The organism is Sphingobium xenophagum (assembly GCF_031457465.1).
GTDB classification, from domain to species: domain Bacteria; phylum Pseudomonadota; class Alphaproteobacteria; order Sphingomonadales; family Sphingomonadaceae; genus Sphingobium; species Sphingobium xenophagum_A.
Genome location: NZ_JAVDWV010000004.1, coordinates 162,023 through 183,111 on the forward strand (window position 1 = coordinate 162,023; position 21,089 = coordinate 183,111).

Annotated in this window: 14 protein-coding genes; 13 read left to right on the top strand and 1 reads right to left on the bottom strand. The window is 63.0% G+C overall.

Annotation, left to right across the window (positions count from 1 at the left end; all coding sequences use genetic code 11):
* Positions 1-195 precede the first annotated feature (195 nt).
* From J2W40_RS05365 to J2W40_RS05405, 9 genes are all read left to right on the top strand, one after another.
* The gene (locus J2W40_RS05365; RefSeq protein WP_310222433.1) at positions 196-1,200 is read left to right on the top strand and encodes a LacI family DNA-binding transcriptional regulator; all 1,005 of its coding nucleotides are present in this window, start codon (positions 196-198) and stop codon (positions 1,198-1,200) included.
* Positions 1,201-1,508: 308 nt separating this feature from the next.
* A complete protein-coding gene (locus tag J2W40_RS05370; RefSeq protein ID WP_310222435.1) occupies positions 1,509-2,633 on the top strand; it encodes a glycoside hydrolase family 68 protein in 1,125 nt (374 codons plus the stop codon).
* Entirely contained in the window at positions 2,621-3,535 is a 915-nt protein-coding gene (locus J2W40_RS05375) for an ROK family protein (RefSeq protein WP_310222436.1), read from the top strand. Before J2W40_RS05370 ends, J2W40_RS05375 begins: the two co-directional genes overlap by 13 nt.
* Positions 3,532-5,283, top strand: a complete 1,752-nt coding sequence (locus tag J2W40_RS05380; protein WP_310222438.1) for a tannase/feruloyl esterase family alpha/beta hydrolase — start codon at positions 3,532-3,534, stop codon at positions 5,281-5,283. The genes J2W40_RS05375 and J2W40_RS05380 overlap by 4 nt, the downstream gene beginning before the upstream one ends.
* Positions 5,268-6,518, top strand: coding sequence for an SGNH/GDSL hydrolase family protein (locus tag J2W40_RS05385; RefSeq protein ID WP_310222440.1), 1,251 nt, complete (start codon positions 5,268-5,270; stop codon positions 6,516-6,518). The genes J2W40_RS05380 and J2W40_RS05385 overlap by 16 nt, the downstream gene beginning before the upstream one ends.
* 73 nt (positions 6,519-6,591) lie before the next feature.
* Positions 6,592-8,961, top strand: coding sequence for a TonB-dependent receptor (locus J2W40_RS05390; protein ID WP_310222442.1), 2,370 nt, complete (start codon positions 6,592-6,594; stop codon positions 8,959-8,961).
* A 54-nt stretch (positions 8,962-9,015) separates the two neighbouring features.
* The gene (locus J2W40_RS05395) at positions 9,016-9,549 is read left to right on the top strand and encodes a DUF3237 domain-containing protein (protein ID WP_310222443.1); all 534 of its coding nucleotides are present in this window, start codon (positions 9,016-9,018) and stop codon (positions 9,547-9,549) included.
* Between the two features lie 12 nt (positions 9,550-9,561).
* Complete coding sequence (locus J2W40_RS05400) at positions 9,562-10,758, top strand: MFS transporter (protein ID WP_310222445.1); 1,197 nt, start codon at positions 9,562-9,564, stop codon at positions 10,756-10,758.
* An 83-nt stretch (positions 10,759-10,841) separates the two neighbouring features.
* On the top strand, positions 10,842-11,618 hold the full coding sequence (locus tag J2W40_RS05405) for an IclR family transcriptional regulator (protein WP_310222447.1): 777 nt from the start codon (positions 10,842-10,844) through the stop codon (positions 11,616-11,618).
* 80 nt (positions 11,619-11,698) lie between these two features.
* Here the strand turns inward: J2W40_RS05405 and J2W40_RS05410 are convergent, their stop codons facing one another.
* On the bottom strand, positions 11,699-14,641 hold the full coding sequence (locus tag J2W40_RS05410) for a TonB-dependent receptor (protein ID WP_310222449.1): 2,943 nt from the start codon (positions 14,639-14,641) through the stop codon (positions 11,699-11,701).
* Positions 14,642-14,970: 329 nt separating this feature from the next.
* On the opposite strand from J2W40_RS05410, the gene J2W40_RS05415 reads away from it, so the two are divergent.
* The 4 genes from J2W40_RS05415 (at position 14,971) to J2W40_RS05430 (ending at position 21,087) form a co-directional block, all read left to right on the top strand.
* Positions 14,971-16,164, top strand: coding sequence for a rhamnogalacturonan acetylesterase (locus tag J2W40_RS05415; protein ID WP_310222451.1), 1,194 nt, complete (start codon positions 14,971-14,973; stop codon positions 16,162-16,164).
* A gap of 7 nt (positions 16,165-16,171) precedes the next feature.
* Positions 16,172-17,692: a rhamnogalacturonidase gene (locus J2W40_RS05420; protein ID WP_310222453.1), complete on the top strand. Its 1,521-nt coding sequence runs from the start codon at positions 16,172-16,174 to the stop codon at positions 17,690-17,692.
* A 72-nt stretch (positions 17,693-17,764) separates the two neighbouring features.
* Positions 17,765-18,079 carry an L-rhamnose mutarotase gene (locus J2W40_RS05425; RefSeq protein WP_310222456.1) on the top strand — a complete coding sequence of 105 codons (315 nt, stop codon included), beginning with the start codon at positions 17,765-17,767 and terminating at the stop codon, positions 18,077-18,079.
* A gap of 8 nt (positions 18,080-18,087) precedes the next feature.
* Positions 18,088-21,087: a glycoside hydrolase family 35 protein gene (locus tag J2W40_RS05430; RefSeq protein ID WP_310222458.1), complete on the top strand. Its 3,000-nt coding sequence runs from the start codon at positions 18,088-18,090 to the stop codon at positions 21,085-21,087.
* The last annotated feature ends 2 nt before the right edge of the window (positions 21,088-21,089 follow it).

Below are 21,089 nucleotides of genomic sequence, written 5' to 3' on the forward strand. Positions count from 1 at the left end.
GCCGACATTTCGGGGACGGCGCCTAGTGGCGCTCTCTTACAGTTTGGCGACACTGAGGCTTGAGTGCGTACGGCCAGCGACAGGCGGCAGGAAAGCGCCATTTGCGCCGATCCGACAAATCGCCTTATAGCGCAAACGTCTATAGCGGGACGACGACGCCCAGAAGCATGGGTGCGGTCGATTTGGGATATGTGGATGAAACGCCAAAAAGCCTCCAACCTTGCCGACCTTTCCGCGCTTGCCGGCGTGTCCATATCCACGGTTTCCCGCGCGCTGGCTGACAATCCGCTGGTCGCTGTCGCTACCCGCGACAAGATAAAACAGTTGGCGCGCGAGCATGACTTCCAGATCAATGTCGCCGCCCGCAATTTTCGGCTGCAGCGGACCGGCGCAGTGGGGGTGATATTGCCGCTGGGCCATGAAACCGAGCAGCATCTGACCGATCCCTTCTTCATGAGCCTGATCGCGTCGCTGGCCGATGCGCTGGCCGATCGCGGTTATGACCTGCTGCTCTCGCGCGTCATTCCCTCGAACGACCAGTGGCTCAAGGCCTTTGTCGAATCCGGCAAAGTCGATGGCGTCATCATCGTCGGGCAATCGGACCAGATCGACGTGATCGAAACAGTGTCCGCCAGCTATGCCCCGCTGATCGTGTGGGGGGCGTCGATACCCGGTTACAGCCAACTGACCGTGGGGTCGGACAATTTCGAGGGCGGACGGCTGGCCGCGCAGCATCTTCTGTTGCAAGGCCGGAAAAAGCTGACCTTCGTCGGCAATCCTGCGGTGCCGGAATTCGCAGCCCGCTTTGCCGGGTTCAACGCGGCGATCGCGCAGGCTGGGGTGCCGCAAGGCGCTGTCCTGCCCTCGCATGTCACGGCTGAAGCCGCCTATGCGACGGTACGGACATATCTGAAGGAGGATGGGGCGCCGGATGGCATCGTCGCTGCGTCGGACGTGATTGCGCTCAATGCGCTGCGGGCAATTGCCGACCATGGATTGCGCGTGCCCGAAGACGTCGCCGTGGTTGGCTATGACGATGTGTTCATCGCCGAACAGACCACGCCACCGCTGACGACGATTCGGCAGAATTTCGTGCTGGGCGCGCAGATGATGGTCGACCTGCTGTTCCGGCGGATCGCGGGCGAGGAGGCCGCCTCTATCTCCCTTCAGCCAACGCTCGTGTTGCGCGCGTCGGCCTAAACCGCTTCAAAACCAGGCGATTACCTTAATGTGCAAAAAGTTTTGCAAACGTTTGCATTTGATATTGCAAACGTTTGTTTTTCGAAATATCAAAGCATCGACAAGATAGTTACGTGTAGGGGATGATCGGTGAGGGCTAACGCAAAGATTGTGCCGGGTTCGGCACGTCGATTTAGCCATGACGACCATCCTGCCCTGCGCTCTTTTTCAGCGCCTTCTCCGGCCGTTCGTGCCGCCGGGGCGAAGTCGGACCTCCGCCAAGGACTGCACGCTTTGGCGGGGGTCATGACATGGGCGGGCGTTGCCGCATGAGCGAAATGCCCGCCACGAGTCATTGGACTGCAGAGGACGTCGAGCGCATCGATTGCTCTACAGCGCCTTGCGCCCCGGTCATCCCGGCGCAGCGTCGCGTGATCGAGGCGCTGGACCTGTGGGATTATTGGCCCGTACAGAATGTGGATGGCCATCCGGCCGATATTGCAGGCGGCACGCTGTTCATCGCGCTGTCGGCACCCATTCTGCCCGACCCCGACGCCAGACATGCCGTGGCGCGGATGCGGCTGCTGCATCGCGTGGATAGTGAATGGCGCGATCTGGGGCCGGTGTTGCCGGACGGTTTTTCGCCGGGCAGCCGGGAATGGTCCGGGTCAGCCATCCTCTCGCCCGAAGGCGGGACGATCACGCTTTATTACACTGTGGCCGGCGTTCGGGGCGAGGTGGAAACCAGCTTTGCCCAGCGGCTATTCTATAGCTGCGCCGCCTTGGCTGTGCAGGGTGACACCATCACCCTCTCTCCTTGGTCGGAGCCTGTCGAGTTTCTGACGCCGGACGATGTTCATTATAGCCGCGACATGGCAGGCGGCGGTGCGGTCGGCACGATCAAGGCATTTCGCGATCCGGCCTTTTTCCACGATCCGGCCGACAATCAAGACTATATTCTGTTTGCCGGATCGATAGCCAGGTCGCGGTCTGCATGGAATGGGGCGGTCGGCATTGCGCGCCGGGGCGTTGACCAGGAGTGGCAGATCCTGCCCCCGCTGGTCGAGGCGGATGGGCTGAACAATGAGCTGGAACGGCCGCATGTCATCATGCGGGACGGGCGCTATTATCTGTTCTGGTCGACGCAGACCAAGGTGTTCGCGGCCGATGGTCCAGCTGGACCGACCGGGCTTTATGGCATGGTGGCGGGCAGGCTGTTTGGCCCGTGGCGACCGCTCAACGGGTCGGGGCTGGTGTTCGGCAATCCACCGTCCGCCCCGTTCCAGGCCTATAGCTGGCTGGTCCTGCCGGATTTATGCGTGCAGAGCTTCGCCGATCTGGTCGGGTTGGCGGAGCCGCCGCGCGATGTCGTGCAGGCGCGGGCGCATTTCGGCGGCACCCCTGCCCCCGAATTGCGGCTTATAATCGATGGCCACAAAGCATGGCTGGCATGATGGCACCGGAAACTTTGATCACGGGCGTCGAATTGGGCGGCACCAAATGTATTGCGACGCTGGCGCAGGGCAAAAATATTCTGCGGCAGGAGCGCTGGGCGACCGAGGGGCCGGAGACGCTCGATCGGATTTCGGCGACCTTGGCGGCATGGCAAGACGAAGTGCCGTTCGCGGCTATCGGGATCGGCAGTTTCGGGCCGCTATGCCTGGACGCCAGCAGTCCGCGTTTTGGCCACATGGAGAATACGCCTAAGCCCGGCTGGGCCGGGGCGGATGTGTATGGCCATTTTGCGCGCCGCTTCGCCCTGCCCGTCGGCATCGACACCGATGTCGGGGGCGCGGCCCTGGCCGAGGGGCAATGGGGCGCGGCGATGGGATGTACGGTGCACGGCTATGCAACGATCGGGACGGGCGTTGGCCTTGGCCTGGTGGTCGATGGCAAGGCGGTGCATGGCCGCCTTCACCCTGAAGCGGGGCATATGCGTATCCGGCGGACGGCGGGCGACATGTTCGAAGGCGCCTGCCCTGCCCATGGCGATTGCCTGGAGGGGCTGGTCGGTGGTCCGGCGCTTGCGGCGCGGGCGAATGGTGCATTGGCCGATGTGGCGGATGACGATCTGCTTTGGGATCGGGTGGCGCGCGAACTGGGCGAATGGGTGGCGATGCTGATCCTGTGCGTGTCGCCCCAGCGACTGGTGATTGGCGGCGGGGTGCTGGATTACCGTCCGACCCTGCTTGCGAAGATACGGGTGGCGGTCGCCGCCAATCTGGGCGGTTATCTGGCGGGGCTGGATCTCACTGCGCTGGAGATGCTGATCGTGCCGCCTGCCCTGGGACGCGACGCCGGGCCATTGGGTGCGATCATCGTGGGGCAGAATGCGTTGAGGGGGAGCCAAGCATGAAGGGATGGCGGTATTCCGGCATAGCCGCAGCGATCGTGGCGCTGAGCGGCTGCACATCCTTGACAGATGTCGCGCCGACCGCAGCGGTCGGCGATCGATGCGCCGCCTTTGCATCGACCTTGCAAGGCCATTGGCCCGACGCATCGACGCGGGTGACCAGCGCAACATTCGTACCGGAAGGGCCAGCACCTGCGCCCGATCCGCGCGGTTTTCAATATGACAGCACGGTCCCCTTGAAGGCGCATTGCGATGTTCAGGCCGTGATGGCCGAACGGCAGGGCGCGGACGGTCAGAGCTATGCGATCAAATTCCATTTGCGCCTACCGATGGAGTGGAATGGGCGTTTCCTGTTCCAGGGCGGCGGTGGCACCAATGGCGACGTTGGCAGTGCCCTGGGCGCGCTGGCCGGTGTCGGTCTGGTCACGCCAGCGCTTGCGCAGGGCTATGCAGTGGTCAGCCAGGATTCGGGCCATGACAATGCGGTCAACAGCGATCCGGCCAAGGGCGGTGCGGTAGCGTTCGGCTTCGACCCCGACGCGCGGCGCAACTATGCCTATGCGTCATTGGCGGCGGTGACCGATGCGGCCAAGGCGGCGATCGCGACCTTTTATGGCAGCGCGCCGCGCTATTCCTATTTCGCGGGCTGTTCCAAGGGGGGGCAGGAAGGGTTGGCGCTGGCCCATCGCTATCCTGACGCCTTTGACGGTATCATTGCGGCGGCGCCGGGCATGTCGCTGCCACGGGCGGCGCTGGCGCAGGCCTGGGACGTGCAGACATTTGGACGCCTCGTGCCGCCCGGCTCCGATGGCGTACGGCCGTTCGGGCAATTGGCAAACGCATTTTCGACCAGTGAATTGGGGATCGTGCGGCAGGCCATTCTGAAGGCGTGCGACGCCAAGGATGGCGTGGCTGATGGTTTGGTCGCGCATTATGGCCAGTGCGGCAATGAAGATGTGCTGCCGGTCCTGCGCAGTTTTGCCTGTACCGGACAGCGAAACGGACAATGTTTGTCCAATTTGCAGATCGATGCGCTTGTTCGATCCATGGCCGGTCCGCGCAAGAGCGATGGCTCGCCCCTCTATGTCCGTTTCCCCTGGGACGGGGGCGTCGGCGAGCCGGGCTGGGCTGTGTGGAAATTGGGACTGGCCAAGGAGGGCGTTCCGGCGCTCAGCATCGTCGTCGGCGGATCGGCCCTGTCCGCGATCTTCCAGACGCCGCCCAAGCTGGTCGCGGCCGATCCGCAGGGCATGATGCAATGGCAGATGGCTTATGATTTCGATCGGGATGCGGACGCCATCTATCGCGTGGCGGCCCCCTTCCCAGCTTCGGGCTGGGACATGATGTCGGCGCGGTCGCCCGATATCGATGGTTTCCGGGCGGCTGGCGGCAAGCTGATCGTGCCGCATGGCGCGGCCGATCCGGTCTTCTCGCTGGACGACACGCTGCAATGGTATCGGGAGGTCGACGCCCGTTATGCGGGCAAAGGCGCGGACACCGTGCGCGTCTTCCCTGTGCCCGGCATGAACCATTGCGAGGGTGGGCCATCGACCGATCGCTATGACGCCTTTGCCGCGATGGTCGATTGGGTCGAGCAGGGCCGTGCGCCCGAACAGCTCAATGCCGTGGCTGCGGCGGCCAGTCCCTGGCCGGGACGCACCCGCCCGATCTGCCGATACCCCGCTTATGCCCGGTACAAGGGTCAGGGCGATGTCGAGAAAAAGGAAAGCTTCGAATGCGTAAGAGGATGATAGGCCGGCTGGCCCTTGGGGTCATCGCGATGCAGGCGGCGCTGCTGCCCATGCAGGCGGTGGCGGCGGACGATGGCCGGTGGGTGGCGAGTTGGGCGTCCAGCCCGTCTTTGCCGGTCGCCAAGCTACCGTTCGATTTCTGGGAACCGGCACCGGAGGTTCAGGGGACCATCCGCTATCATCTGCGCCTGAGCGCGGGCGGGACGAAGGTTCAGGTGCGCCTGTCGGGCGACACCCAGCCAGCCGATGTCGCGATCGGCAGCGCGACCATTGCCCTGGCCGATGCGCAGGGCCGGATCGATGCGGCCACCATCCGTCCTTTGACCTTTTCGGGCGCGCGATCGGTACGGCTGCCCGCAGGGGCGCCCCTCTTGTCCGACCCGCTAGCCTTGCAGGTGAAGCCGGGCGCGGTGGCGGTGGTCAGCGTCTATCTGCCCGCCAAGGTGATTTTGCCGCAGGCCGACCCCAATCATCGCGCCGAATGGGCGATCGGGGGCGACCAGACCGGATCGGCGACGTTGCGCGGCGCCAAGCCGGTATCGAGCCGGGAAATCGTCACGTCGGTCCTGGTGCAGTCGGACAAGGACGCCCGGACCATTGTCGCTTTTGGCGATTCCATTACCGATGGCTTTGGGGCCAAGGATCCGCTGCTGCGCGGTTGGCCGGGGCAGTTGGCCAAGATGCTGAACGCCAAGGGGATCGCCAATATCGGCATCGCCAATGCGGGCATCGGCGGCAATCGGGTGTTGCGCGAAGAAGTGGGGCCGAGCGGCCTTGCGCGGTTCGACCGCGACGCGCTGGCCGTGCCGGGCGTTACCGACATCGTCCTGCTGGAAGGGATCAACGATCTGGGGCTGAGCGGCCTGGACAATCCGCGCACCGACGGGCTGCATGACACGATCACCGCCGATGACCTGATCGCGGGCTATCGCCAGATGATCGCGCGGGCGCGGGCGCAGGGCATTCGGGTCCATGGCGCGACGCTGACGCCGTTCCTGGGTTCGACCTTTCCGGGCTATGCGACGCCTGCCAAAGAAGAGATCCGCCAGGCCATCAACCAGTGGATCCGCACCAGCGGCGAATTTGACGGCGTGATCGATTTCGACGCCGCCGTCCGCGATCCCGCCGCGCCCGACCAGATCCTCGCCCTGTATGATTGCGGCGACAAACTCCACCCGTCGGACGAGGGCTATGCCGCCATGGCCAAGGCCGCGTGGGACCATTTCAACTTCTAAATCACAGCATGAAAACAGGGACTCGGATCGAAACAGGGTGACGATCCAAGCCTCTATAAAAAGGGAGAGTATCGTGAAGCATTTCTCATTTCTGTTCGTCGGCGCCAGTGTCGCCGCTTTGTCCTTCCCCGCGCTGGCGCAGAACGTAGCGCAGCCGCAGGCTGAAACGGACATGGCCGATAATTATGGCGGCGACATTATCGTCACCGCGCAAAAGACCTCCGAAAAATTGTCCAAGGCGCCGGTCGCGATCAGCGTCGTGTCGCAGGATAGCCTGACCCGCCAAGGCATTGATTCCGCCGCCGCGCTGACCAGCACGGTGCCGGGCCTGCAATCGAGCCAGAACGGCTTTGCCATTCGCGGCATCGGCAGCAACAACAGCTTCAGCGGCTATTCCACGGTCGCGACGCAGATCGACGGCATCTATGATCCGTCCGCCGCCGTGCTGACGCTGGGCCTGTTCGATCTTGGTTCCGTCGAAGTGCTGCGCGGGCCGCAGGGCACCGTCTATGGGCGCAATGCTACCGCAGGCGTCGTCAATATCAACACCGCCGATCCGGGCAAGGATTTGGGCTTCAATGCCGATATCCAATATGGCCGGTTCAACGAAGTCCGCGCCCGCGCCGCCGTCGACCTGCCGATCAGTGACGCTTTTGCCCTGCGCATCGCCGCCTATCGTCAGGTCGATGACGGGTTCGAGGGCAAATATGGCGCCCGGCAGAATTACAACAAGACCGACCAGGCGGGCTTGCGCGTCAACAGCATCCTGCGTCTGGGCGACAGCCTGACCTGGCGCCTTTCGCTCAACTATGGGGAAAATAAGGGCACGATCCCGCTGACCTATATGCGCAGCCGCAACGTCTATCCCGATGCGGATATCGCGGCGGGGGTCTTCGGCCCGATCCAGACCATCTATGATGAAGTCGTCAATCCGGGTCAGGATCTGGTCACCGATAATCAGATGGACCTGAAATATTATGCCGCCCGGTCGCGCCTGACCTGGCAGGCGACGGATGCGCTGTCGCTCACCTATCTGGCAGGCTATTCGGTGCTGAAGAATAATGGCGTGGATGCCGCGACGGGCGTGTTTACGCAGCAGAATATCAACCGCCGTACCGAAACCCAGTCGCATGAATTGAACGTCAATTTTAATTCCGGCCGGTTCGACCTGGTGCTGGGCGGCTTCCTCTATCAGGACAAGCAGCCGTCGGGCACGCGCCTGCTGCATGCCGGCGATACCGCGCCCGCGCCGTTCGGCAGCATCCTCACTGCCGCGGGACTCGCCAAAGTCGCAGGCACGGGCAATAACATCACGACCATCAGCGGCGTCGATGTCGTGACCTCCTATCGCGGTCAGGGCACCAAGTCGCAGGCGGTGTTCGGCCAGGGCACCTATGAACTGGCACCGGGCCTGAAAATCCTGGGTGGTGTGCGGTCGACCTGGGAGCAGGTCAACCAACGCAATATCGAGCTTGTCTGTCCCGGCGACACGATCACGCTGGAGAATATCACGCCAACGACCTGTCCCGGCATTCCCTTCGTCTATGCCCTGACCGATGACACCAACCGGCCGGAAGCGAAATTTTCCAACGTCAGTTGGAAGGCCGGCGTGAATTACGAACTGACGCCCGAAACGCTGGCCTATGCCAGCGTCGGCACCGGTTTTCGTGGCGGTGGCCTCGAAGCCACAGGCAACGCGCCGCAGTTCCGGGAATATCAGCCCGAAACCGTGACCAATTACGAAATCGGCGTGCGCAGTTCGTTGATGGGGGGCAAGCTCTATCTTGCCGCCACGGCGTTCAACATGGACTATAAGGATCTGCAGGTGTCGAGCATCGTGCTCAATCCGCTGACCAACCAGGTGTCGGCAGTGACGACCAATGCCGCGACGGCGCGGCTGCGCGGCATCGAGCTGGAAACGATCATCCGGCCGACGAGCAATGACCGGATCAGCGGCTTCGTCTCCTATCTCGACGCGAAGATCCGGTCCTTCCCGACGGCATCGGACAATCTCAATTCGGGCAGCGGCAATTATAACGGCGTTACCGGTGCGTTCGGCAACCTGCCGCTGCCCACCAACGTCGTGCGCGATGTGTCGGGCAATGAACTGCCCAATGCGCCGAAGTGGAGCGCGCGGGTGAGCTATGCGCATATCTTCGACCTGGGCGGCGCAGGCAGCCTGACGCCGAGCGTGGATTTCTACGTCCAGTCGCGGACGTTCAGCGACATCCAAAATTATGCGCAGAGCCGCCGGCCATCCTATACCAAGACCGACCTCAACCTGCGGTATGAAACCGAAGATGGGCAGTTGTCGATCACCGGCTTCGTCAACAATCTGGAGGATGAGCGCGTGGCGAATAATCTGGTGACGGTGTGGAGTTCCACCACCGCCAATTATGATCCGCCGCGCACCTATGGCGTGCGCCTCGGCATGCAATTCTAAGCTAAGGTGGGGCGTCCCAGAGGGACGTCCCATTTTTTCGGAAAGGGTAGCATCATGGCCGATAGGCAATTCCCGAACGACCCGCAGACGCGCCGTAGCCTGCTGCTCGCCGCTGGCGGACTGGCGGCCGTTCCCGTCATGGCGAAAGCGGCCGCGCCTGCGCCCGTGGCAGAGGATATCCCCAAAGCGGAATTCGTCTATGAGGCGATCGTGACATTGGGCCCGCCCGAAGAGATTGGCGAGACGCCGCATGGCAAGCGTGTCCGCATTCCGATCACTGGCGGCACGTTCAAGGGGCCACGGATCAGCGGCACCATCTTTCCCGAAGGCATGGACTGGCAATTGATCCGCCCGGACGGCATGACCGAATTGGAGGCCGCCTATCTGATGCGGGAGGCCGACGGCACCGTCATCCACATCCGCAACAAGGGGGTTGCGGGCAAGGGCTATGCGCGGACGAGTGCCGTGTTCGAAGTGCCCAATGGACCGCATGCCTGGCTGAACGAAGCCGTGTTTGCAGGCACGGTCGGCCCCGTGCCGGAGATGGACACCCCCGCCGTGCGCATTCGCATGTACAAGCTGGTTTAGGACCGCAGGCAAATGGCACGCATTCGTTGGCTCACCTATTTGATGTTCCTGATGTTCGCGATGACATCGGAGTCGGTTGGGGTGATCATTCCGTCGGTGATCCGGCAATTTGGCCTGGGCATGACGGCGGGCGGTGCCTTTCACTATGCGACGATGAGCGGCATTGCGCTGGGCGGCGTGTTGCTGGGATCGCTGGCAGATCGGTTCGGGCGCAAGCCGACGATTTTGGTGGGCCTGGCGCTGTTCGGCTTGAGCGCCTCCCTGTTTGCCTGGGTCAGCAGTTTCGGCCTGTTCCTGGTCCTGCTGTTCGTCGGCGGGCTCGCGGTCGGCATTTTCAAGACGGCAGCGCTGGCGTTGATCGGCGACATATCGACTTCGACGCGCGCGCATACGGCGACCATGAATGTGGTCGAGGGGTTTTTCGGCATCGGCGCGATCATCGGGCCAGCGATCGTCGCCTATCTGCTGTCGCATGATGCGTCGTGGAAATGGCTCTATCTGATCGCCGCCGCTCTGTGCGGGTTGCTCATGATCCTCGCCTGGCGCGTCCCCTACCCACCCGTGCAAGCGAAGACAGAGGGCGCGCCTATGGCCGATATGCTGGCGATGATGCGCAATCGCTATGCGCTGGCCTTCAGCAGCGGAATCATGCTCTATGTGGGCGTGGAGACCGCCATCTATGTATGGATGCCGACATTGTTGGCGGGCTATGCGGGTCCGGCCTGGCAATGGGCGGCCTATGCGCTGTCGATCTTCTTCATCTTGCGCGTGGTCGGCCGTTTTGCCGGTTTCTGGCTGCTGGAGCGGTTCAACTGGACCGCGGTGCTGGCCTTTTGCGGCGTCGCGATCCTGCTCTGCTTTGCGCTGGCCATTTTTGGCGGGCGGCCGATGGCGGTGATGACGCTGCCCTTGTCGGGCCTGTTCATGTCGGTGCTGTATCCGACGCTCAATTCCAAAGGCATTAGCTGCTTTCCCAAGCCGCAGCATGGTGCGATTTCGGGTGTCATCCTCTTCTTTACCTGCGTCAGTGCGGTGATCGCGCCGCTGGCCATGGGGTTGATCGGCGATTATTTCGGCGATGCCATTTATGGCTTCTACCTCGCGACACTGTTTGCGGCGGTGCTGGCGGTGGGGCTGGTGCTCAACATGCTCTTTGATCCGGCGAGCGGGGAGTTGGCGCGGCGCGGCGCGCTCGACTATCAGGCTTGATCGCGCACCGCATAAAGCTGCTGACAGGCGGGCTGATTTGAAGGATAGACGTTCCTTTATTTGGGACGCATGGCGAACATGATATGAGCGATAGCGAAGACAGCAAGGAACCGGGCGTCAAGGGCACGCAGACACTGATGCGCGCGCTCGACATCATGGACGAGGTGATCGACGGCCCCATTCGCGCCGCCGACCTGGCCCGAAAGCTCGGCATGAGCAAGACCACGGCCCACCGGCTGGTGCAGGCGCTCAAGTCACGCAATTATCTGGCCGTGACGCGAGATGGCTTTGCTCTGGGGCCGAAGCTGCTGCAGCTCGGCGTGCTGGCGACCGAGCAGATCGACTTTGTGCGGATTGCCCGGCCTTTCATGGAATTATTGTCCGAACGCAGCGGTTTTTGCGTGTTCGTGGGCAAGCGCGAGGGGGATTTTTCCCGCCATCTCGACCGGGTGACAGGAACGCAGCGGTTGCGCGTAGCCACGGCACCGGGCGATCGTCGGCCGATCGCGGAAACGGGCCTGGGCAAGGCGCTGTTGCTGGACGAGGATGCGGCGACCTGGGAGCGGCTGTATGTTGCGGCCAAGGGCGGCAAGCCGTCGCGCGCGGCGATCAACGCTTTCATCGCCGAAATGCAGGGCCACAAGGCGCGGGGCGAAGTGCTGCATGACAGCGAATTGGGCGACGGTGTCCGTTCGATCGCGACACCGATCCGCGACGCGAAGGGCAATATCTGCATCGCCATCTCGATTGCCAGCGCGGCCCATTATCTGACCGATGAATTGCGCACGACACTGGCGCTGCAGGTGATGCGGTCGGCCGAGCAGATCAGCGCCGCAGTGGGGTATAGCGGGCCACGCTGAACGGGCGGCAGTCCCCAAAAACAATAAGGGCGCGATCATCGCAATGATCGCGCCCTTTAGGTTGTGGGAGGAGGGTGTCTTTACATCCGGTAGGTCACGCCGAAGGTGAAGGTGCGGCCGATGCGCGTTTCGAACAAGGTGTCCTGCCGCACGCTGTCGGTATAGAGGCGGTTCTGTTCATCGGTCAGGTTCTGGGCCTCGACGATGAGCTTGAGGCGATCGGTCACGGCGAAGGAGGCCGATGCGTCCATGTAGAAGGTCTTGGCATTGCCGACCAGATCACTGCCCGGCGAAGCGGGGATGCCGCGGATGAACTTATCGCGGAAATTGCCCGTGGTGCGGATGCTGAACTTCTCATCCTCATAATAGAGCGTGCCCGACGCCGTGTTCTTCGACAGGCCGACAAGGTCCGCCGTGGTGGTCACCGTCGGCACGCCGTTCACGCTGGCGAGGATATAGTCAATCTTCGACGTGACATGGGTGAAGTTGGCCAGCATGCCGAAATTGCCCAGGAACCCATCGAAGAAGGTGAAGGGGATCTGCGCATTGAGTTCGATGCCCTTCAGCGGGCCGCCCGGCGTATTGAACGGCTGCGACACGTTGAAGGGTTCGCTGGGGTCGGTGTTGCTGTTTTCGAGCAGACCATTGGGCAGGCCCAACTGGTTGAACGGAATGAGGCTGTTCACATTCTGGACGAAGCTCTTGATGTCCTTGTAGAAGAAGGCGGCGGACAGCAGCGAGCCGGGACGGAAATACCATTCCACCGCGACGTCGAACGTGTTGGCACGGATCGGGTCGAGGAAGGGATTGTTGATATTGCCGACGCGGGTGACCGGGTTGACGCCGCTGGTGGGGGTCAGCAGGCCCAGTTCCGGGCGCGCCAGCACCTTGGCACCGGAGAAGCGCACCAACAGATTTTGCATCGGCTCGATCACGACGTTGGCCGATGGCAACCAGTCGTCATAGACATTCCGGGCGGCGGCGAACCGTCCCGCAAGGCCGGTCGGCGTCGTGGTGCTGGCGACCTGGATATAGCCCGACGAGAGCATGTCGGTCTTGACGTAGCGCACGCCCGCGTCGCCGCGCACGCTGAAGCCGATGGCATCCTCAAGGTCGAAATTGGCCATCACATAGCCGCTCGTGACCTCTTCGCGGACCCGGCTGCGGCCACCGCCACATTCGACGCCGCAATAGCGTACCGCGTCAAAGCCGAACGTATCCGCCCATTTTTCGGCATCTATCGCTGCCCAGCCACTGGGCGCACCATTGCCCCACAGCTTGTCGACGCCGCCGATGGTGGTCGTGATGTCCGCCAGCGTCGTGCCGGCGGGCAGGTCGCGGACCACCGTGTCGGCATTGAAGGGCCGCAGGAAGGTGGAGAGGAAGTCGCTGCGCCGATACTGGCCACCCGCCCGGATCGAGAAGGCCTCGCTCGCTTTCCATGTGAGGTTCGCGCCAGCGGTGAGATTATCGGTCTTGTTGCGCGACGGCTTGCCCTGGAAGCTGAAGCCGCCGCGCACGGTGCCATCGGCGAGCGGCGGCGCATAGGCGAAGCTGCCGGGGTTGCCGACATCCGTGCCAAAGCCCAGAACCGGCGTACTGCCGCCATCCCGGAAGTCGATCGAGAAACCATCGACATCGACGGCATCCATGAAGGTTTGCAGGCGCTTCTTGCCATTCCAGATCGAGCGGTTGAAGCCGACGATCGCATCGACGGTCAGGCTGTCGTTCAGCTCGCGCTTGAAGTTGACATTGGCCTGTTTGAAGGTTGAGACGAAATTATCGACCAGTCCTTCAGAGCGGACATCGACGCCATCGAACACGCCATGGACCAATGATCCATTCTCGTCGAATTCAATTTCGCGCACCGAGGTCATCGGCTGACCCAGGTTCGACGCATTACGTGCAAAGGAGACGGCGGCGATATAATTGTCGCGCCGCGTCACTTCGAACCGCGAATAGAGGAAATCGACGGAGATATCGGTCTGGTCGTCCGGCTGATATTGCAGAGTCAACGATCCGCCGATCCGCTCCTGCTTCTGTTCGCTATTGAGATAGCGCGGCAGGCGGGGGAAGAAGGCACCGCTACCCGGCGTCCCTTCCGCGCCTTCGCGACGCAGATTCTGGATCGTGTCATAGGCTGCCTGCGAGCCAGTGCGGGGATTGCCGGTGCTGCAATTTTCGGCGGTCACGCCGCGCGTCGCCAGCTGCGCGGGCGTCTGGCCCGCCGTATTGATTGGTGCGCCGAGCGGCGAACAGAAGCCACCATTGATGTTCGCTGGCAACAGATCGACCGCAGAATAGCCGACTTCACGCAGGTTGCGCTGCTGATAGGCGACCGACCCCAATATGCCGAAACCGCTATCGCCGAACTGTTTGGAAACCAGCAGCGAGGCGCGCGGATCGACCTTTTTCGATAGTTCGTTGTAGACGCCGCGCGCCGTCATGGAGAGGACGAAGTCCTCCTTCTGATCGAAGGGCTTGGGTGCCGACAGATCGACGGTCGCACCGAGCGAGCCTTCCTCGATATCGGCCGAGGGTGTCTTGCGCACCGAGAGGGCCGAGAAGATTTCGGTGGGGAAGACGTTGAAGTCGAAGCTGCGGCCATTATTGCCCGCGCCATAAATGTCCGAGCCGCCGGTTTGCGCCGTGCCTTCCATGCCGTTGATGCGGACGCGGGTGAAACCGGCGCCGAGGCCACGGACCGAGATATTACGGCCTTCGCCACCATCGCCACGCGCAAGCGCCACGCCCGGCACGCGCTGCATCGATTCAGCGAGGTTCGAGTCAGGGAATTTGCCGATATCTTCCGCCACGATCGAATCGATCGCGGCAGCTTCACGGCGTTTCATGCCCAATGCGCTGTCGAGCGAGGCGCGGAAGCCGGTGACGACGATATCGGCGGTTTCGGATTGATCCGCGACGGGCTGGTCCTGGGCAATGGCGGGAACCGCCACAAGCAGCGTGGTGGCGATCGCGATGGCCGAGCTGCGGCGCGCAAATGCGGAACGGGTGTGCAACATGACTTCCTCCCCTATTGACCGGTTGCCATCACCCCGACGACATCCGAATGTCCCACTATGTGGATTACGATATCATCTTATATTGGGAGTCGCGGAATGGAAAGAAAAATCATCATGTGATTTTAATACCCACATTGTGGGATGTTTCTGTCAACCCCGGGAGATGATGCGAGAGGAAAGGCCATTGACCCTGCTATTATCCCTATATATGGGTTAACAACCTATTTAGCGGGATTTGTATTGGCCTCTGCACGGGCCGATATTCTGGGGGGAGCGTGGCGGCCTTCGTGGCGCTCCCCCGCTCTTGCACCTCTGCAAAGGCTCATATCATGCCATCCAGCGCTGCGCTCTTCCTGCTGCTGGCGGCGGCTGCCGGGGGGCAGACCATCGTCCTTAACCGCGACTCGTTGCAACCCTATCAGGCGGCAAGCCACGGCGTCGAACCGGGCGGCAATGCGCAGGGTTTTGCCTATTCCATCGCGCTGCCCGAAGGCCGCTATCGCGTGATCGTGCGATTGGGGGACCGGACGCGCGCGGGCGATACGACGGTAAAAGCCGAGGCGCGCCGCCTGATGCTGCGCTCTGTACGCACCCGCAAAGGCGAGGAAGTCGAACGGCATTTCCTGGTGGATGTCCGCACGCCCGCTCTGCCGCCGCCACCGCCCACGGCGCCGGGTGGCGACAGGGTGCGCATCGACGCGCGCGATGCGCAGGAATTTACCTGGGACGATAAGCTGACGCTGGAGTTCCTCGGCCAACCGTCGGTCCGGTCGATCCGCGTCGAGCCGGTCACGGCCCCCGCCATCTTTCTGGCGGGTGATTCCACCGTCACCGATCAATATGCGGAACCCGCGGCAAGTTGGGGCCAGATGCTGCCCGCGATGCTGGATGACCGGATCGTCGTCGCCAATCACGCCAAGTCGGGCGAGACGCTCAAATCCTTTCTGACCAGCTTGCGCTTCGACAAGCTGCTGTCGGCGATGCGGCCGGGCGACTGGCTGTTCATCCAGTTCGGCCATAATGACCAGAAGCAGCAATGGCCGCAGACCTGGGTTGCGGCGGATTCGACCTACCCCGCCTATCTGCGCGCCTATATCGCCGAAGCGCGACGGCGCGGCGCGCATCCCGTGCTGGTGACATCGCCCGAACGGCGCAATTTCGATGCGCAGGGCAAGATCGTCGATACGCTGGGTGACTATGCGGCGGCGGTGCGGAAGGTCGCGGCGGAGGATGGCGTGCCGCTGATCGACCTGAACGCGGATAGCCGCGCCATCTATGAGGCGCTTGGCCCCGATGTCGCGCCCACCGCCTTCAACGACGGCGGCAAGGACAAGACCCATCATAATAGCTATGGCGCATGGTTGCTGGCGAGTGCCGTCGCGCAGCGTATCCGCGATACGATCCCAGCGCTTGCCCCGCATGTGACCACCGCGACCTTCGCCCCGGCAAAGCCACCAACGGCAACGCAGGTCGCCATTGCCCCCAGCCTGATCCATAGCGATCAGCGCCCGGCCGGGAACTGAGATGGACATGACTCGCCGCGATCTGGCGCTGGGGCTGGCCAGTCTCCCTCTGGCGGCCCTGCCCTTCCCCGCCCATGCCGCGCGGCGCTTCGACGTGCGGGACCATGGTGCGCGCGGCGACGGCATCGCGATCGACAGCGATGCGATCAACGCGGCGATCGAGGCGGCATCGTGCAACGGCGGCGGCACCGTCCTCCTGACGCGCGGGCGCTATCTCTGCTTCTCGATCCGGCTGCGGAGTCGCGTCACGTTGCTGTTGGCCGAAGGCGCGGTGATCGAAGCGGCCGATCCGGCGCGCCATGGCGGGCGCTATGACCTGCCCGAAGAGGGAATCGACCAGCTGTATCAGGATTTTGGCCATAGCCATTGGCACAACAGCCTGATTTGGGGCGATGATGTGTGGGAGGTCGCTATCCTTGGCCCCGGCATGATCGATGGCGCTGGCCTGACCCGCGATGGTCCCGGCGCGCGCTGGAAGCGACAGGCGGGCGAGCGACCGCTGTCGATGCGGGCGATGACGCAGGCGCAGATTGCCGACCTGGAACCGGCCGCCGCCGCCATGGCTGGCAACGGGAACAAGGCGATCGCGTTCAAAAATGGCCGCGACATTCGCCTGTCGGGTTTCACCATTCACAAGGGCGGCCATTTCGCCATATTGGCCACGGGGACGCAAAAGCTGCGCATCGACGGGCTGGCGATAGATACCGACCGCGACGGCATCGACCTGGATTGCGTGCGCGACGTGGTGGTGGAACGCTGCCGCGTCAATTCGCCCAATGACGATGCGATCGTGATCAAGAGCAGCCATGCGCTGGGCCGGGCGATCGCGGCGCAGGACATAGTGATCCGCGATTGCGACGTGTCGGGCTATGATATGGGATCGCTGATCAATGGCACCCGGACGACCCGCCAGCAGATCGCGCCCGATCAGGATCGCGTCACCGGCCGGATCAAACTGGGGACCGAGAGCAATGGCGGTTATCGCAATATCCGTATCGAGGATTGCCGCTTCACCCGTTGTCGGGGGCTGGCGCTGGAGACGGTCGATGGCGGGGTGATGGAGCATATCGTTGCGCGTCGGCTGACCATGCGGGACGTGACCACCGCGCCCATCTTCCTGCGCCTTGGCGATCGACGGCGCGGGCCGGAGGGGACGGGGATCGGCGTGATCCGCCATGTCGAGATAAGCGAGGTCGATGCGCGCGGGATCGATCATCGCTTCCCGGCCGCGATCGCAGGTCTGCCCGGCCATCCGATCCGCGACGTGATGTTGCGCGACGTCCATCTGGAATATGATGGTGGCGGGACGGCGGAGGATGCTGCTCGCCAGCCCGCCGAACTGGCCGATGCCTATCCCGAACCCAGCATGTTTGGCGTTCTGCCCGCTTGGGCACTGTGGGCGCGCCATGCGGAGCGGCTGACGATCGAGCGGTTCACGGCGGAAACGCGCACGCCCGATCAACGTCCGCCCTTGCTGTTCGACGATGTGCGGCATCTGACGGTGCGAAACACGCCACTGTGGCGTTGACGAACAATTGGGACAATGTTACCAAATATAGGTCACATGTTCCATAATGTGGTTTATAGGGGAAGAGCCGAGATGTCGATCCACGCCTTCAAGATGCAGTTGAAGCCCGGCGTCGTGGACGAATATCGTCGCCGCCATGACGAAATATGGCCCGAACTCGCCGACGTGCTGCGCCAGTCGGGTATTTCCGATTATTCCATCTTTCTGGATGAAGATACACTCAGCCTGTTCGCGGTGCTGACGCTGGCGGCGGAGAATCAGCGCGAGACGCTGCCCGATCATCCGGTGATGCAGAAATGGTGGGCCTATATGGCGCCGCTGATGGAGGTCGAGCCGGACAACCGACCCAAGGAATGGCCGCTCCCCCTGCTGTTCCACATGGATTGATCCGACCGATGCGCTCCTTCATTGCCGTCCTGCTGCTGGGCTCGGCCCTGGCGATCCCTGCGATGGCGCAGGTTGCCAAGCCGACCGCCAACCTGTCCGCCCCGGTCAAGAGCTTCGGCCGCGTCTCCTATGATGCGCGCTCGCTGATGATCGATGGCGAGCGCAAGATCATCTGGGGCGGGGAATTTCACCCCTTCCGCCTGCCCTCGCCCGACCTGTGGCGCGACATATTGCAGAAGATGAAGGCGAGTGGGTTCAACACCGTCGCCCTCTATTTCGACTGGGGCTATCACAGCCCCAAACAGGGCGTGTACGACTTTACCGGCATCCGCGACCTCGACCGGCTGCTCACGATGGCGGAAGAGGAAGGTCTCTACGTTATCACGCGCGCCGGTCCTTATGTGAATGCGGAACTGTCGCGCGGCGGTTTTCCTGGCTGGCTGGTCAACCAGCGCGCGCGTGCGCGCACCGACGATCCGGATTATCTCAAAGCGGTCGATGAATGGCTGGACCAGATCAACCCGATCATCGCGCGGCACCAGATCAATGCGGACAAGCGGCGCAAGGGCGGCGTCATCCTGCACCAGATCGAAAACGAACTGGCGCTGACGACGCCTGCGCAGCGGCGCTATATGGATCACCTCTATACCAAGGCGCGCGCCGACGGCATCACCGTGCCGATTTTCCACAATGACCAGGGCCGCAATGGCTATTGGACGCCGGAATCCTCGACAGTCGACAAGGTCGTCACTGGTCCCAACGACATGTATGCGTTCGATGGCTATCCCGGCGGCACCTGCACCGTTGCGGGCCAGCCGACCCGCGATGTCGCTGCACCTGATTGGGGCTATTATGGCACCGGCGGGGCAAAGGGCGGCGCGTCGGCATCGCCCGATACGCCGGGATTTGCGGCTGAGTTCGGTGGCGGATGGTTCGATTATTGGGGGTCGAACGGCGGATACGACTGCAACGCGATCCAGCGCGGCAAGCGGTTCCAGCGAGTCTTCTATGGCACGAACCTGGCCAACGGCATTGGTATCCAGAGCTTTTACATGACCTATGGCGGCACCAGCTGGGGCTGGCTGCCTGGTCCGGTGGTGTTCACCAGCTATGATTATGGTGCGGCGATTTCCGAACCCCGTGCGCTGCGCGAAAAGGCGCAGGAGATGAAGCAACTGGGCGGCCTGATCGCGTCCGTCCCCGATCTGGCGGGCATGACCCCGGCCGGGCCGGTCGAGATCACATCACCCAATATCCAGATTTATCATAATAAAAGCCCGGAAACCGACGCCCGTTTCCTGATGGTGACGCACAAGCCGTCCAACGGGCAGACGAACGACAGCTTCACCTTCACCGCCGACCTGCCCGATGGGCGTTACACCGTGCCGATGCGCCTCAACGGCTTTGATGCCAAATGGCTGGTGGCGGGCGTGACGCTGGGCGGGCAACGACTGGTTTACTCCACCTCGGAACTGCAATCAGCGCAGCGGCAGGATAAGGGCGACCTGATGCTGCTCTATGGCCGGGCCGGAGAGCCGGGCGAAACCGTGCTGCGCTATAGCGCCGCGCCGACAGTGACGGTGATCGAGGGGGAGGCCACCAGCCGCTTCGACACGGCGAAGGGCGATTTGAACCTCAGCTACAGTCATCGGGGGCGCGCGATCGTGCGGGTCGAGGGGGGCGGGCGGCCGCCGCTGACGGTGATCCTGGGCGACGAGGCAGAGGCCGTCCGCTATTGGCGGCAGGGCGACATGCTGATCCGTGGCCCGGAACTGGTGCGCCATGCGACGGTGAAGGACGGCACGCTGGCCCTGACCGGTGATACCGCGACGCAAAGCCCGCTCGAAATCTGGGCACCGGGCGCGATCCGTAGCGTGACGTGGAACGGCGGAAAGATCGCCACCCGCGCTACGCCTGCTGGTAGCCTTGCGGCCACGCAGCCGCTTGCCGGTCCTGCCGCCGTTGCACTGCCCGCGCTGACCGACTGGCGCATGGCCAAGGGTTCGCCGGAAGCGGACCCGGCCTTCGACGATAGCAATTGGCAGGCGATCGACAATCGCTCATCGGCCAGCATTACCGCGCGACCCGATGGGCAGCCGAATATGGGCATGGACGCCTATGGCTTCCATGATGGCGATGTCTGGTATCGCGGTCGCTTCACCGGCACGCCCGATGCCAAGGCGCTGTCGCTCTATTATGGCGCGGGCGGTTCTGGCCTCGTCCAGGCGTGGATCGACGGGCAATTTATCGGCGAGGCGGAAACGCCGGGCGGTCTGCCGCGACCGATCACCACCGGCACGGCGCGCTTTGCCTTGCCCGCCAGTGCGCAGAGCGGCGAGCATATCCTGTCCATCATGGTCCGCAACAATGGCCATAATTGGGATCTGGACAGCGACGATTTCCACAAGGAAGCGCGCGGGCTGATCTCGGCATCGCTGGAAGGTGGCCCCAGCGGGCGCAGCTTTACCGTGCCGATCGCCTGGAAGATTCAGGGCAAGCGGGGCGGCGAGATGCTGGCCGATCCTGTACGCGGTCCGGCCAATAATGGCGGCCTCTATGGTGAGCGCATGGGATGGCATCTGCCAGGCTTCGATGACAAACGCTGGGCGAAGGCAACCGTCCCTGCCACGCAGGCAGAAGCGGGAACCAGCTGGTATCGCACCAGCTTCGACCTCGCCGTGCCCAAGGGGCAAGACGCGACCATCGCGCTGAGCTTCGGTGACGCGGCCAAGCCGCGTTCGCCGGTCCGCTATCGCGTGCTGATGTTCGTCAATGGCTGGAACATGGGGCAGTTCATCGCCCATGTCGGGCCGCAACGCACTTTCCCCATTCCCGAAGGCATATTGAACCACCGGGGCAAGAACCGTGTCGCGCTGGCCGTCACATCCGACGGACAGCCCGGCGATGCGCTCGAAGCCGTGCGCCTCGTCACCCTTCATTCCGTGAAAGGCGGTCTGCCAGTGCAGATGGTTACCGCGCCAAACGCACCTTCAGACCTTAAGGAGTAAGA

Bases quoted from the DNA above. Each gene is read 5' to 3' on its own strand.
- J2W40_RS05410 (WP_310222449.1), bottom strand. From the start codon at position 14,641: ATGTTGCACACCCGTTCCGCATTTGCGCGCCGCAGCTCGGCCATCGCG.
- J2W40_RS05400 (WP_310222445.1), top strand. From the start codon at position 9,562: ATGGCACGCATTCGTTGGCTCACCTATTTGATGTTCCTGATGTTCGCG.
- J2W40_RS05395 (WP_310222443.1), top strand. From the start codon at position 9,016: ATGGCCGATAGGCAATTCCCGAACGACCCGCAGACGCGCCGTAGCCTG.
- J2W40_RS05370 (WP_310222435.1), top strand. From the start codon at position 1,509: ATGAGCGAAATGCCCGCCACGAGTCATTGGACTGCAGAGGACGTCGAG.
- J2W40_RS05425 (WP_310222456.1), top strand. From the start codon at position 17,765: ATGTCGATCCACGCCTTCAAGATGCAGTTGAAGCCCGGCGTCGTGGAC.
- J2W40_RS05385 (WP_310222440.1), top strand. From the start codon at position 5,268: ATGCGTAAGAGGATGATAGGCCGGCTGGCCCTTGGGGTCATCGCGATG.
- J2W40_RS05430 (WP_310222458.1), top strand. From the start codon at position 18,088: ATGCGCTCCTTCATTGCCGTCCTGCTGCTGGGCTCGGCCCTGGCGATC.
- J2W40_RS05380 (WP_310222438.1), top strand. From the start codon at position 3,532: ATGAAGGGATGGCGGTATTCCGGCATAGCCGCAGCGATCGTGGCGCTG.
- J2W40_RS05420 (WP_310222453.1), top strand. From the start codon at position 16,172: ATGACTCGCCGCGATCTGGCGCTGGGGCTGGCCAGTCTCCCTCTGGCG.
- J2W40_RS05365 (WP_310222433.1), top strand. From the start codon at position 196: ATGAAACGCCAAAAAGCCTCCAACCTTGCCGACCTTTCCGCGCTTGCC.
- J2W40_RS05375 (WP_310222436.1), top strand. From the start codon at position 2,621: ATGGCTGGCATGATGGCACCGGAAACTTTGATCACGGGCGTCGAATTG.
- J2W40_RS05405 (WP_310222447.1), top strand. From the start codon at position 10,842: ATGAGCGATAGCGAAGACAGCAAGGAACCGGGCGTCAAGGGCACGCAG.
- J2W40_RS05415 (WP_310222451.1), top strand. From the start codon at position 14,971: ATGCCATCCAGCGCTGCGCTCTTCCTGCTGCTGGCGGCGGCTGCCGGG.